Origin of the sequence: Enterococcus sp. HMSC076E04, assembly GCF_001814285.1 — a bacterium.
GTDB lineage: Bacteria > Bacillota > Bacilli > Lactobacillales > Enterococcaceae > Enterococcus_B > Enterococcus_B lactis.
This window is the reverse complement of record NZ_KV815549.1, coordinates 1-12,262: the sequence shown is the minus strand read 5'-3', so window position 1 is coordinate 12,262 and position 12,262 is coordinate 1. Positions and strand designations below refer to the sequence as shown.

14 protein-coding genes are annotated in these 12,262 nt (G+C 36.7%); 7 read left to right on the top strand and 7 right to left on the bottom strand.

The annotated features are described in order from the left end of the window. Positions 1 to 57: 57 nt before the first annotated feature. From HMPREF2961_RS00070 to HMPREF2961_RS00045, 6 genes are all read right to left on the bottom strand, one after another. Positions 58 to 1,041: an NAD(P)H-quinone oxidoreductase gene (locus HMPREF2961_RS00070; protein ID WP_070703589.1), complete on the bottom strand. Its 984-nt coding sequence runs from the start codon at positions 1,039 to 1,041 to the stop codon at positions 58 to 60. A gap of 4 nt (positions 1,042 to 1,045) precedes the next feature. Beyond that, complete coding sequence (locus HMPREF2961_RS00065; RefSeq protein WP_002334895.1) at positions 1,046 to 1,693, bottom strand: SDR family oxidoreductase; 648 nt, start codon at positions 1,691 to 1,693, stop codon at positions 1,046 to 1,048. An 84-nt stretch (positions 1,694 to 1,777) separates the two neighbouring features. Then, entirely contained in the window at positions 1,778 to 2,410 is a 633-nt protein-coding gene (locus HMPREF2961_RS00060) for an ECF transporter S component (protein ID WP_002308409.1), read from the bottom strand. Positions 2,411 to 2,426: 16 nt separating this feature from the next. Continuing rightward, on the bottom strand, positions 2,427 to 2,978 hold the full coding sequence (gene coaC / locus HMPREF2961_RS00055) for a phosphopantothenoylcysteine decarboxylase (protein ID WP_070703587.1): 552 nt from the start codon (positions 2,976 to 2,978) through the stop codon (positions 2,427 to 2,429). Then, positions 2,975 to 3,712, bottom strand: coding sequence for a phosphopantothenate--cysteine ligase (locus tag HMPREF2961_RS00050; protein WP_002334893.1), 738 nt, complete (start codon positions 3,710 to 3,712; stop codon positions 2,975 to 2,977). Before HMPREF2961_RS00050 ends, coaC begins: the two co-directional genes overlap by 4 nt. After that, positions 3,709 to 4,698 carry an oxidoreductase gene (locus HMPREF2961_RS00045; protein ID WP_070703585.1) on the bottom strand — a complete coding sequence of 330 codons (990 nt, stop codon included), beginning with the start codon at positions 4,696 to 4,698 and terminating at the stop codon, positions 3,709 to 3,711. Before HMPREF2961_RS00045 ends, HMPREF2961_RS00050 begins: the two co-directional genes overlap by 4 nt. Positions 4,699 to 4,966: 268 nt before the next feature. Here HMPREF2961_RS00045 and HMPREF2961_RS00040 point away from each other — a divergent pair, with 268 nt between their 5' ends. Genes HMPREF2961_RS00040 through HMPREF2961_RS00020 form a run of 5 tightly spaced genes read left to right on the top strand, consistent with a single transcriptional unit; the run spans position 4,967 to position 9,327 of the window. Next, positions 4,967 to 5,509, top strand: a complete 543-nt coding sequence (locus HMPREF2961_RS00040; RefSeq protein WP_002287040.1) for a helix-turn-helix domain-containing protein — start codon at positions 4,967 to 4,969, stop codon at positions 5,507 to 5,509. 16 nt (positions 5,510 to 5,525) lie between these two features. After that, positions 5,526 to 6,611, top strand: a complete 1,086-nt coding sequence (locus tag HMPREF2961_RS00035; protein WP_002320231.1) for an ABC transporter ATP-binding protein — start codon at positions 5,526 to 5,528, stop codon at positions 6,609 to 6,611. Between the two features lie 11 nt (positions 6,612 to 6,622). Further along, positions 6,623 to 7,429, top strand: a complete 807-nt coding sequence (locus HMPREF2961_RS00030) for an ABC transporter permease (protein ID WP_002287038.1) — start codon at positions 6,623 to 6,625, stop codon at positions 7,427 to 7,429. Then, the gene (locus HMPREF2961_RS00025; protein ID WP_002308417.1) at positions 7,430 to 8,257 is read left to right on the top strand and encodes an ABC transporter permease; all 828 of its coding nucleotides are present in this window, start codon (positions 7,430 to 7,432) and stop codon (positions 8,255 to 8,257) included. Beyond that, positions 8,254 to 9,327, top strand: coding sequence for an ABC transporter substrate-binding protein (locus HMPREF2961_RS00020; protein ID WP_024635601.1), 1,074 nt, complete (start codon positions 8,254 to 8,256; stop codon positions 9,325 to 9,327). The genes HMPREF2961_RS00025 and HMPREF2961_RS00020 overlap by 4 nt, the downstream gene beginning before the upstream one ends. A gap of 535 nt (positions 9,328 to 9,862) precedes the next feature. Here the strand turns inward: HMPREF2961_RS00020 and HMPREF2961_RS00015 are convergent. Beyond that, entirely contained in the window at positions 9,863 to 10,762 is a 900-nt protein-coding gene (locus HMPREF2961_RS00015) for a helix-turn-helix domain-containing protein (RefSeq protein ID WP_002308420.1), read from the bottom strand. A 206-nt stretch (positions 10,763 to 10,968) separates the two neighbouring features. Here HMPREF2961_RS00015 and HMPREF2961_RS00010 point away from each other — a divergent pair, with 206 nt between their 5' ends. Beyond that, on the top strand, positions 10,969 to 11,874 hold the full coding sequence (locus HMPREF2961_RS00010) for a PqqD family peptide modification chaperone (protein WP_070703583.1): 906 nt from the start codon (positions 10,969 to 10,971) through the stop codon (positions 11,872 to 11,874). 39 nt (positions 11,875 to 11,913) lie between these two features. Continuing rightward, complete coding sequence (locus tag HMPREF2961_RS00005) at positions 11,914 to 12,126, top strand: hypothetical protein (protein WP_002308423.1); 213 nt, start codon at positions 11,914 to 11,916, stop codon at positions 12,124 to 12,126. The last annotated feature ends 136 nt before the right edge of the window (positions 12,127 to 12,262 follow it).

Genomic DNA, 12,262 nt, shown 5'->3' with positions numbered 1-12,262 from the left:
TCTTATTTCTTGGAGTTAAACGCTTCTGTCCCAGTCTCTTTTTTGATCAGCATGGTTTTATTCAGCTATCTTCAAAATGATTTTTCCGATGTTTTTGTTTGCTTCCATATATTCATGCGCTTGTTTGACTTCGCTGAATTGGAATGTACGGTCAATGATTGGCCGAATCTTGCCATTTTCTAGAAAAGGTCCCGCTTTTTCCATAAAAGTTTGTGCGAGCTCTGCTTTATACTGATCACTTCTAGGTGTCAATAATGTACCAAGAAGTTGGACGCGTTTCCCAATCAATACACCAAGGTCTATCTCAGACACAATGGTTCCGCCAAGCATACCAATCAAGACCCAGCGGCCATCAACGGCTATAGAAGCTAAGTTCTTTTCCCAGTAAGAAGCGCCGATGAAATCCAAGATAACATCGACTCCTCGACCATCAGTGATCTTTCTTACCTCTTCTTGAAAATCTTGTTTTTTATAGTTGATCAATTCATCTGCACCGAGTTCTTTACAAAAGGCGAGCTTTTCTTCTGATCCTGCAGTAACGATGATTTTCGCGTGAGAAAGTTGTCTAGCTAATTGGATCGCTGCTGTTCCAACACCACTTGCTCCTGCGTGGATCAAAACAGTTTCGCCTTCTTGTAATTTTCCAAGCCAATAAAGTGTTTGATAAGCAGTCAGAAAAACTTCTGAGATTCCAGCAGCAGAAACATAATCTAACGTATCAGGGAGAAGGATTGCTCGATCGGCAGGCATCACAGCATATTCAGCATAACCACCTAGATTGACTAATCCGTACACTTTTGTCCCAGGAGTAAAAGTGGAGATATCACTTTTATTCTCAACTACCTCTCCAGCTACTTCGACACCCAAAATAGGATAGGGAGGTTTTAAAGAGACTGATTCTCTTTTCATGATATCTGTTCGATTGACCGCTGCTGTATGGACTTTGATCAATAATTCGCCTTGTTTTGGTTCAGGAACAGGCACTTCTATTTGTTCTAATACATCTACAGAACCAGGATGCTTGATTGAAATGGCACGCATGGATCTATTCCTCCTTTGCCCATTCTTGGAATGCTGTATTCAACTCTTTGCTACCTTCAGAAAGTACTAGAGTCGTACGGGAAATATCCGTTTCTTCCACAAGAGCGGCAAGTACAGCAGCAACTGTAGAACGAGAAATCGTTTTGGCTGCTTTTTCATTAGGCTTAGTCAATTGAATGGAGGTGACTTCTTCATCGTTCGTCAATGTGACTGGTTGAAGAATGACAAAATCTAAGTTAGTTCGTTTCAGCCATTCATCTGCATAATGTTTAGTAATATAATAATCTGTCATGGACTCAGGCCATTTTGCTGGTTCATCTGCATAAACAGCACTGACCATCAGATAACGAGAGACATGCGCATTTTCAGCTGCGATAACTGTTTTGATTGCACCATCCAAGTCTACTTGCAGAAGATTCTTTCCTTGAGAACCGGCAGCAAAAATCAATACATCGATACCTTTGAATGCTTCAGCCATTTTTTCCACGGACCAAGTCAAATCAAAAGAGACATACGAAACATTCTCTTTTTTCACTAATGTCTGGGAAGCGACATCTCTTACCCCAGCAAAAATTTCGTGGGGACTTGAAGCTAGATCTTTTATCAGGTGTCGGCCAATCTGTCCGTTTGCACCTACAACAAAAATTTTCATTTGGATCATCCTTTCGACGTCAAATCTTACTATTTAATAGTAACACCAAAAGAAAAAAAAATCAGACATCGGCTACGATGACTATCAGTGATGAAGAGAAGGGCGCTTGAAGTATCTTAACAAGACATTGCATACTGCTGCAGTCGCAAGACCAGCGACGATTCCTTCAGGTACGCCACTTGTAAAAATAACTGCAAGAATAGCTGAATAAACAGCATTTAAATTTGTCCCGATGACTTTGGCGTAATCTTGCTGGAATAAAAAGTAGATCATATTCATCACTAAAATCGTATTGGTCAATGAGCCGGCAAGTCCTGCTAAGAATAAAGAGACGGTATCTGCTTTTTGTTTCATCAGTTTACGCAGACCATTATAAACGAAATAAGGAACAACACCAATCAAGATCCGAGGGATAAACGCGATCAACAAGGCTTTCCAGCTTCCATGTTCAGTTCCGATGACTGGGATGAACGGAGAAAAGACAAAAGACAAAGGTGTTTGGATAACCGTACTTCGAATCATACTGATCAGTCCAAATGTACCGCCAAGAAAAGCACCTAGTCTTGGTCCTAAAACGATCGAAGCAATGATTACAGGTATATGCATGGTTGTTGCATTTATTGGGCCAATAGGAATAAACCCTAGAGGCGTAACAGCTAATAAAATCAAAATAGCTAAAAACATCGCAGTCAAAGTAAAATTTTTTGTATTTTTCATAAGTACTCCTTTTTCACTAAGCATTTCTTTCGTTAAGAGTCAGCATGACCTGTTCGATGATCGTCTGAATATCAGCTAAAGCACCTTTTCCAAAATCTCCGCAAGCTAAAAGAGATTCTTTTGGTTCGATTTCCTGATAGCCGACAGATCTCAATGTTTCCAGATTACGCTGAGTGATCGAGTTTTGATACATATTCGTGTTCATGGCAGGGGCAATCAGTTTTGGTGTTCCCTCCGGAAGCGCCATTGCGACTGTTGAAAGGAGATCGTCTGCAATGCCGTTTGCTAGCTTGCCGATAATGTTTGCTGTAGCAGGTGCGATGAGAAACAAGTCAGCTTGTTTGGCTAGTTCGATATGATTGATCACCTGTGGATTTGATTCTTGCATGACATCTGTATGGACTGCTCGCTTCGACAGAGATTGCAAGGTTAATGGCGTGATAAAATGTGTGCTGCTTTGAGACATAATCACATCTACTTGGACACCTGATTTGACAAATTGACTTGTAAGATCGGCGCTTTTGTAAGCAGAAATACTTCCGGTAACGCCTAATAAGATCTTTTTCATTTTGATTCCTCCAATCTAATTTTATCAGTAATCAATGCAGCAATCTCAGATTTGCTTTGTGCTTCTTCCACTGTCCCATCTTTAGATAAGAGATAGCCGTGGTGTGTCTCGCCATGGATTTCTGTCAAATCATTTGCGAAAATAAAATCAGTTTTGTTATTTATCAGACTGTTTTTGGCGACTGTAAGAAGTGATTCCTTTGGTACATCTACTAATAGTTTGAAACCAATGATTTTCGCTTTCGGCTGCCATTCACGCAGATAAGAAATGATTTTTGGCGTTTTCTTCAAAACGAGCACAAGATGCTCAGTGTCAGAAGAGATTTTTGAAGCAGAGTTCTTTGTTTGTTCATTTTCTGCAAACCAATTGGCCAGTTCTTCTTGCGTTGAAGAAGCGGGTAGTTTTTTTGCCAACTGTTCTTCTGAAAAACTAAAAGCAGGAGTAAAATCACTGACTGCCATACTGTGGATAATTGCATCATAGTGTTCTTTTTTTGAGAGTGCTTCTAATTGCAAAAACAAGTCTTGGGCAGACTCAATCGTATAGATCGTTATATTGGAACGTCTTTCCGGTTTCAGTGCTTGTCTCGTAGTCACGTAATCGACTGTGGTATCTGGGTTGGCAGCTAAGTGATCAGCTAAAGCTTGTCCTAATCGTCCTGTCGAATGATTCGTAATAGCACGTACCTGATCGATTTTTTCAGTTGTCCCTCCAGCTGTGATCAGAACCTTCATTTTTGGTCACCTACATTTACCAGTGTTCTTCCTTGATGCGTCCCAGCAAGTAGTTTAGTTGCTGTTTCAGGCAACTGCTCCAGAGTAACTTCTTGGGCAACTAAGTCATCTGCTATCTGCAAATCTGCCATCTGTTGCCATAAAGAAGGACGTTGTTCAATAGGTACATTGACAGAATCGATGCCAATCAATTGGATGTTTCGCAGAATAAAAGGCAAAACGGTCGTGTTTAGTTTGATTCCCCCTGCATTGCCGCATAAAGCTGCTACACCGTTATAAGAGATCAATGGAAGAAGACTACTTAGTTGCTCACCACCTACTGTGTCGATGACAGCATCGATTTGCTGTTTTCCTAAAGCTTTTGTTGTTTCTGGCAGAAATTCATCAGGACGTACGACTTGAGAAGCACCTAAACTTTTTAGCCATGTGACAGACTCTTCTTTTCTGGAAAAAGCAATGATTGACTGGAATCCGTGTTTATGTAACAGGGCGACAGCTACACTGCCTACACCGCCAGAAGCACCAGTAACGACAATTTTTTTATTGGAGGTTATGCCTTGACGGATTAAAGCGTTCACACACAACATAGCAGTAAACCCTGCTGTACCAAAAATCATCGCTTGACGCAGTGTCATATTTTTCGGTAGAGGGACTAACCAGTCTCCTGGTACTTTTTGGTATTGGCTGTAACCGCCTGGATAGGTGACACCAAGCCCAAAACCAGTAGCAAGTACAAGATCTCCTTCTGAAAAACGTGAATCTTTACTTTGGACGACAGTTCCGGATAAATCAATCCCTGGAGTCATCGGATAGGTTCGTATCACCTGACCGGACTCGCTCATTGCCAATGCATCTTTATAATTGACATCAGAATAGGCAATTTTTACCAAGACTTCATTTTCAGCCAATTCAGTAAATGGCAGATCACTGATTGCTGTATGGAAAACAGGTTCATTTATTACCTGAAAAGATCGAAAAGCGTTCATTCGTGAGACACTCCTTTTAAAAATTTTCTTTTATCATACCACAAAGCCTACTTTTTTATTCTGGTTCTTCCTTAAATTTAGACAAAAATTAGGTGAAAGAGGCAGAAAAAAGAAAGAATCGAATAAGTAGAAATGATTCGAAAAGATAAAGAAATATTCAGCAAAAAAAATGTTAAAAAGGGTTGCCTTTTGCAATAAAATTCGTATACTAATACGAGTGGTAGTAAACCAGAAGTTTACTATTAGAAAACTTCATACGGAGGAAATTATGGAAATTGGTGAGAAGTTAAGAAATTTGCGCATCCAAAAGAATTTGACACAAGAAGAACTAGGCGAACGCACAGATTTGTCAAAAGGGTATATTTCCCAGTTGGAACGAGATTTAAGTTCACCATCAATGGAAACATTCTTTTCTATTCTTGAAGTCTTAGGTGTCACTCCAGAAGAATTTTTTCATCAAGAAGCAGCGAATCTGCAAGTGGTTTATTCAAAAGAAGATCATACGGTTTATTTCGATGAAGAAAACGGGTATGAATTGGAATGGCTGGTGGCTGATTCGAATGAAAAAGAAATGGAGCCTGTTTTACTAACTTTTGAAGGTGCAGGAGAATATAAGACGTTTGAACCTTCATTATCTGAAACGTTTATTTTTGTATTAGAAGGGGAATTAGAGTTAAGCTTAGGAGAGACGGTCTATGTGGCAAAAGCAGGACAGTCGATCTATTATCAAGCGACAAAACAACATCAATTAAGGAATCATCTCAAAAAACGAACAAAAGTATTGATTGTCGCGACACAATCATATTTGTAATATAGGGGGTAAAAACGTGGGGAAACCAATCATTTCATTTGATCAAGTAGTGAAAAGCTATGATGATGAAACAGTATTAAAAAAAGTAAGTTTTGAGATCGAACAAGGAAAATTTTATACACTGCTTGGTCCTTCCGGCTGTGGTAAAACAACGATCCTACGTATTATAGCTGGATTCACTGAAGCTACAGAAGGGGACATCTATTTTGAAGGGAAACGGTTGAATGATTTGCCAGCTAATAAGCGACAAGTAAACACCGTCTTCCAAGATTATGCACTTTTTCCTCATATGAATGTTTTTGATAACGTTGCTTTTGGATTGAAGATCAAAAAAATGTCCAAATCTGATATCGAAAAGAAGGTAAAAGATGCATTGCGTATGGTCCAGCTTCCTGGATATGAGAAACGGGAGATCAGTGAAATGTCTGGTGGTCAAAGACAGCGTGTAGCGATTGCACGAGCAATCGTGAACGAACCTAAAGTATTGTTACTAGATGAACCGTTATCGGCGCTTGATTTGAAACTACGTACAGATATGCAGTATGAACTGCGGGATCTGCAACAACGATTAGGGATCACGTTTATTTTTGTGACTCATGATCAAGAAGAAGCGTTGGCGATGAGTGATGAGATTTTTGTCATGAATAAAGGGAAAATCGTCCAAAGTGGTACGCCTGTAGATATTTATGATGAGCCAATCAATCATTTCGTTGCTGATTTTGTTGGGGAAAGCAATATCGTGGACGGTGTGATGATCGAAGATAATCTAGTTGAGTTTGTTGGTAAGCAATTTGAATGTGTCGATGGCGGGATGCGCCCGAATGAGCCAGTTGAAGTTGTTTTACGCCCAGAGGATTTGACGATCACGACACCAGATAAAGGAAAGCTAGTCGTAACGGTCGATACTCAGCTGTTTCGTGGTGTCCATTATGAAATCATCTGTTATGATGAACAGCAAAATGAATGGATGGTCCATTCGACGAAAAAAGCTAAAGAAGGAAGCAAAGTAGGATTGGCCTTTGAGCCAGAAGATATCCATGTCATGCGTTTCAACGAGTCTGAAGAAGAATTCGATGCACGTCTTGACAGTTACGAAGAATAGGGGGGACAAGAATGAAAACAATGCGCAGGATCTATTCCGTCCCTTATATTTTGTGGCTCGGTTTATTCGTGATCGCGCCTGTATTAATGATCATTTATCAATCTTTTTTTGATATGAATGGGCAATTCACGCTGAATAACTATCTATCTTATTTTACGTCGGGGACATCGCTTTCTATGACGATCAATTCTGTATGGTATGCATTTTTGATCACGTTTTTTACACTGATCATTAGTTACCCGACTGCTTATTTTTTAACAAAACTGAAGCACAAGCAATTATGGCTGATGTTGATTATTTTGCCTACATGGGTGAATCTGCTGCTTAAAGCTTACGCATTTATTGGAATTTTCAGTGTTCACGGCAGCGTGAATCATTTCTTTGATTTTATCGGGATCGGACCGAAACAGATATTGTTCACAGACTTCAGTTTCTTGTTCGTCGCAACGTATATCGAGATTCCATTTATGATTATGCCGATTTTCAATGCATTGGAAGAGATGAATCCTTCTTTGATCAGTGCCAGCAGAGATTTAGGAGCGAATAGCTTTGAGACCTTCCGACGAGTGATTTTTCCATTATCATTAAATGGTGTGAAAAGCGGCGTCCAAGCAGTCTTTATTCCTTCTCTTTCTTTATTCATGCTCACTCGTCTGATTGGTGGAAACCGAGTGATCACTTTAGGAACAGCTATCGAACAGCATTTCTTGGTTACGCAAAACTGGGGGATGGGTTCTACGATCGGTGTGATTTTAATCATTGCTATGTTTATCGTGATGCTCCTGACAGGCGAGAAGAAAAAAGGAGGTCGCTCATAAATGAAAAAATTTAAATGGTCGTATCTTTATTTAGGGATCGTCTTTTTATTCTTATATGCACCGATCTTCTATCTGATTTTTTATTCCTTCAATGAAGGAGGAACGATGAACAGCTTTACAGGGTTCACTTGGGAAAATTATGAAGCTGTTTTTGAAGATACTCGTTTGATCATTATCGTATTGAATACGTTCATGTTGGCTTTCTTATCTGCATTGATCGCCACGATCATCGGGACATTTGGGGCTATGGGGATCTATTACACGAAGAAACGACGTGCACGGACAGCGTTGTTGAGCATGAATAACATCTTATTAGTCTCTCCTGATGTTATTATCGGTGCTAGTTTCTTGATTTTCTTTACACTACTAGGGTTCGGATTAGGTTTTCAGAGTGTATTGCTTTCCCATATTGCTTTCAGCATTCCAATCGTCGTCTTGATGGTCTTGCCAAAATTGCAAGAAATGAACGATTCAATGGTTGATGCGGCTAGAGATCTTGGTGCGAATAATTTGCAAGTAGTCAAAAATATCATTTTGCCTTATCTTTCTCCAGGGATCATAGCTGGGTATTTTATGGCATTTACCTATTCTCTTGATGATTTTGCGGTTACGTTTTTCGTCACAGGAAATGGCTTTACAACGCTCTCAGTAGAGATTTATTCTCGTGCAAGACAAGGAATCAGTTTAGAAATCAATGCGCTAAGTGCATTAGTTTTCTTGTTCTCCATGATATTGGTCATTGGTTACTACTTCATTAGTAAAGAAAACCGTCCAAAACGGTTGAAGAAAAACAGAAGAGTACGCGAGGGGGTGGCACGGCTACGATGAAAAAATTACAATCTCTGTTTTTAGGTATTCTCATCATTATTGCGGTGCTGCTGCTTGGTGTACGTCAACTTGAAAAAACAAGTGGCATGAGTGGAGCGAAGGTACTGACGATCTATAACTGGGGGGATTATATCGATCCTAGTTTGATCACGAAATTTGAAAAAGAATATGGATACAAAGTAAATTATGAAACATTTGATTCTAATGAAGCGATGTTCACAAAGATCCAACAAGGTGGAACAAACTATGATATCGCTATTCCAAGTGAATATATGATCCAAAAAATGATCAAAGAAAAACTAGTGCTACCCTTAGATCATTCAAAGATCAAAGGATTAAATAATATCGATCCACGATTTTTAAATTTGGATTTTGATCCAGATAATCAGTATTCGATTCCATATTTTTGGGGAACTTTAGGGATCGTATATAATGATAAATTCTTTGATGCAGATCAAATCCAGCATTGGGATGATTTGTGGAAGCCGGAATTGAAAGACAGTTTGATGCTGATTGATGGTGCACGAGAAGTTATGGGGCTTTCTTTGAATAGTTTAGGCTATTCTTTGAATAGTAAGAATATGGCACAGCTGACAGAAGCAGCAAATAAATTGAATCATCTAACACCAAATGTCAAAGCAATCGTGGCTGATGAGATCAAAATGTACATGATCAATGAAGAAGCTTCCGTGGCAGTAACATTTTCTGGCGAAGCTGCCGATATGATGTGGGAAAATGAACATTTACATTACGTGATCCCACCAGAAGGGTCCAATCTTTGGTTTGATAATATCGTTATGCCAAAAACCGCGAAAAATAAAGAAGGTGCCTATGATTTCATCAACTTTATGCTAGAACCGGAAAACGCGGCACAAAATGCAGAGTATATTGGTTATTCTACACCAAACGAAAAAGCAAAAGCGTTATTGCCAAAAGACATTTCGTCGGACGAACAATTTTATCCATCTGATGACACGATCTCTCATCTTGAAGTCTACGAAGATCTAGGATCGAAATACCTAGGCATCTATAATGATCTATTCTTAGAATTCAAGATGTATCGGAAATGATGGCAAAACTCAGTAAAACTTGGGATTTATCAACCTTCTAAAGAGAGAAAAAGCGACCTATTTCTACCTGATTTTTCCAATTTTCTACCAAAAGCGGCTGAAAATTCCATAAGGTAGGGGATAATTTGATATATAGAAAGAACAATAAACAAAGTTGGTTTGATTTTTTCTGAAAATATTGTAGCAAACGTCGTCACAGTTTTTCATGTATCAGTTGGTAGGAATATGAAGACAGAAATAAAGAGAAAATAAAAAGTACTAAAGCTTCTAAATTTTTAGCTTTAGTACTTTTTAGTATCCAATTTCTCAGTTTAACTCAGAAAAAGTGAGTTCTGTAACTGATAGCTCAGTGTAATTTATTGCCTTTCAACTCCTTATTTTTGTTTATTTTGACGGAATCTATTACTACTTGGTCATTAAATATCTTCTTTTTATTCATTATTGCTGTTTCACCGTTTTTCTACATACATAATAAAGATCATAATTGTTTAAATTCACAGTGATTGTTCCCATTTTTACTACTTGCCTACAATGATTAATCTACAAAAATTATTGGTGTGATATTGTAAATAAGCTCAAATTTCTTTAAGTCGTCTTTGAAACGTTTAGATAGGTTATGTGAACCAATCATTTTTAATCCTTGAAAATATTCTAATAAATCATTTGCTCGTCCAGATTCTTCTGTTAAATGATCGAAAAGTAATTTATAAAAATTACAGTAAACACCTGTATCTCCAAAAAATAACAGTCTGTGACGAACATCAGCTATCTTCTCTAAATATTTTTTAGCTAAAACGGTTTCTTTTCGTTCGAGCATTAATAAAAAAGCATTGTTATACATACCAATCAATATGGAATGAAAAATCTCAAAATCTTTATTTTTTTCTATTTTTCTTTCAATGTCTGATAATCTACCGTTTATGTAATTTGTTTCAAAAACAAATAAAAGAGTAGTAAAGGTTGCCATTTCAAATCTTCCCCAATCATCAACAGCTTCCAAATAATTTTTTAACTCGGATAGATATTCTTTATCAGAGTTGTTTAGTTTTCTTTCGCTATCTGCTAATTGATACCAACCGATCGTCTTAGCAACTAAATAATTCCTGATATCTACTATATTATTTGTATTTCTGGCTTTTTTTCGAAGTGCTTGCAACATATGTTGAGAAATTGATTTGTCTTCTCTGATTTTCTTTATTAATTTCTTTAAGCTCCAATTCTTTTCTCTTAGGATATCTTTGTCTAAATAAAAAATAAATTCATCTAAACTTAAATTCATCTTCTCCAGTAATTCAATTAAAACAAAAAATGGAATATTTGTTTTGCCATTTTCGTATTTCACAAAAGTTTCTCTAGTTATTATTCCCTTTGATAACTCTTTTTGAGAAAGCCCTCTTTCTACACGGAGTTTTCTCAATAATTTATGAATTTCCATATTTCCTCCGTTATTTTAATTTTTATGATGTGAAAATTTTGACCATAATTTAAATTTCTGTTTCTTAGCTACTATAATAACACATAAATAAAACATGCAAAGAACAAAACAAAGAGGTGGTGAAAATATGTTTGCTATTTTTTTAAATCATTCAAAGATTGGTTCATTGATGTTCGCTGATTTTTTAAGGGTAAGGAGAAAATTTTTTGATAAATGAAAAGATAAGAAATGTGATTTTTTTCAATGATAACACAATTTTTAGTTTTGATATTTTTATACATCCGGAGATTTATATAGAAAATCAAAGAATATTTGATAAAAGAATTCCCAAATTGGAAATGATAGTAGATTCAATAGGATTACTAATTTGCAATAAATTAATAGAAACCAAGAAAATCAGTTTGAAAGAACTATTTCAATGGTTTCAAGAAGAATTTCCTGATGTGCCAAAAGAAAATTTAAAAAAAGACCTAGTAGTTTTTCTACAAGCCTTAAATAATAGGGGGATTATCAATTATACACTTCCTAAAAGAACCTCTATTAAAGAAAAAATCTCTTGTAGTATTAAAAAAATTCAAAAAAATTTGCGAACCAGTCATAGTATTCACAATGAAAAAACGTTAAAAATTTTCTTGGAAGTGTGCTTTCATGTTTTAAAAGAGAATTTCCCAATAATTACTTTCGTATGTGGAGTAAATTTATTATGTTTACTTTTTCTGTTCTTATCTTTTCAAGAAATTCGTTTAGAGTTTTTATGGATTCTATTCCCAGCTTTTTCCTATCTCGTTTTGCTAATGAGCATCATACTTCATGAAACCACTCATTTGATTTTATATAGGAAGATCACTCATCATAATCACGGGTATTTATCAATAAAAACTTTATCTATGTCAATTGTTAGAGAAAAAGTATTAGATAGAAAATCTAATATCCTCATTACGTTTTCAGGAGCGATTTTTGTTTTCTTTTTAGGTGTTCTACTCTATTTCTTATCAGATAATTTGTGGATAAGAATACCTGCTTTTATTTTTATGTTTCACATTATCAATTTATTGCCCTTCTTTGGTGACGGACATACGATTATTACAGAACTACTAAATTCTAATGATTAGTAGTTTTGAAATGATAAAAAAATTAAAGGAGATTCTATTATGGATTATTCAGCACCAACTATTACAAGTCAAAATATTTATTTGGCAGAAGATCAAGTTGTTTGGTATACCGTTGCAATTGCTATTCTTCTATTACTTGCTGTTACAATTGTTGCGGCTTGTGTTTTGTATTGCTTGACTAAAGGGAAGAGTTTCACTGGTTCTTGGAGTTATGTAAACGGAAGTGGGTCTGTAAGACTGGGCTGTAAGTAGCAATTACTGTCTACGATCATTTATTTAGCCCATGTGAAAGTATGCAATTTGTTAGAAGCTATCCATATCTTTATTTAATCGGATAGCTTTTCTTTTGTTTAATCGAGAGTGTAAAATATTTTGTGTAAATAGAAAA

Coding starts and splice junctions, on each gene's coding strand:
- HMPREF2961_RS00070 (WP_070703589.1), bottom strand. CDS start 1,041: ATGCGTGCCATTTCAATCAAGCATCCTGGTTCTGTAGATGTATTAGAA.
- HMPREF2961_RS00065 (WP_002334895.1), bottom strand. CDS start 1,693: ATGAAAATTTTTGTTGTAGGTGCAAACGGACAGATTGGCCGACACCTG.
- HMPREF2961_RS00060 (WP_002308409.1), bottom strand. CDS start 2,410: ATGAAAAATACAAAAAATTTTACTTTGACTGCGATGTTTTTAGCTATT.
- coaC (WP_070703587.1), bottom strand. CDS start 2,978: ATGAAAAAGATCTTATTAGGCGTTACCGGAAGTATTTCTGCTTACAAA.
- HMPREF2961_RS00050 (WP_002334893.1), bottom strand. CDS start 3,712: ATGAAGGTTCTGATCACAGCTGGAGGGACAACTGAAAAAATCGATCAG.
- HMPREF2961_RS00045 (WP_070703585.1), bottom strand. CDS start 4,698: ATGAACGCTTTTCGATCTTTTCAGGTAATAAATGAACCTGTTTTCCAT.
- HMPREF2961_RS00040 (WP_002287040.1), top strand. CDS start 4,967: ATGGAAATTGGTGAGAAGTTAAGAAATTTGCGCATCCAAAAGAATTTG.
- HMPREF2961_RS00030 (WP_002287038.1), top strand. CDS start 6,623: ATGAAAACAATGCGCAGGATCTATTCCGTCCCTTATATTTTGTGGCTC.
- HMPREF2961_RS00025 (WP_002308417.1), top strand. CDS start 7,430: ATGAAAAAATTTAAATGGTCGTATCTTTATTTAGGGATCGTCTTTTTA.
- HMPREF2961_RS00020 (WP_024635601.1), top strand. CDS start 8,254: ATGAAAAAATTACAATCTCTGTTTTTAGGTATTCTCATCATTATTGCG.
- HMPREF2961_RS00015 (WP_002308420.1), bottom strand. CDS start 10,762: ATGGAAATTCATAAATTATTGAGAAAACTCCGTGTAGAAAGAGGGCTT.
- HMPREF2961_RS00005 (WP_002308423.1), top strand. CDS start 11,914: ATGGATTATTCAGCACCAACTATTACAAGTCAAAATATTTATTTGGCA.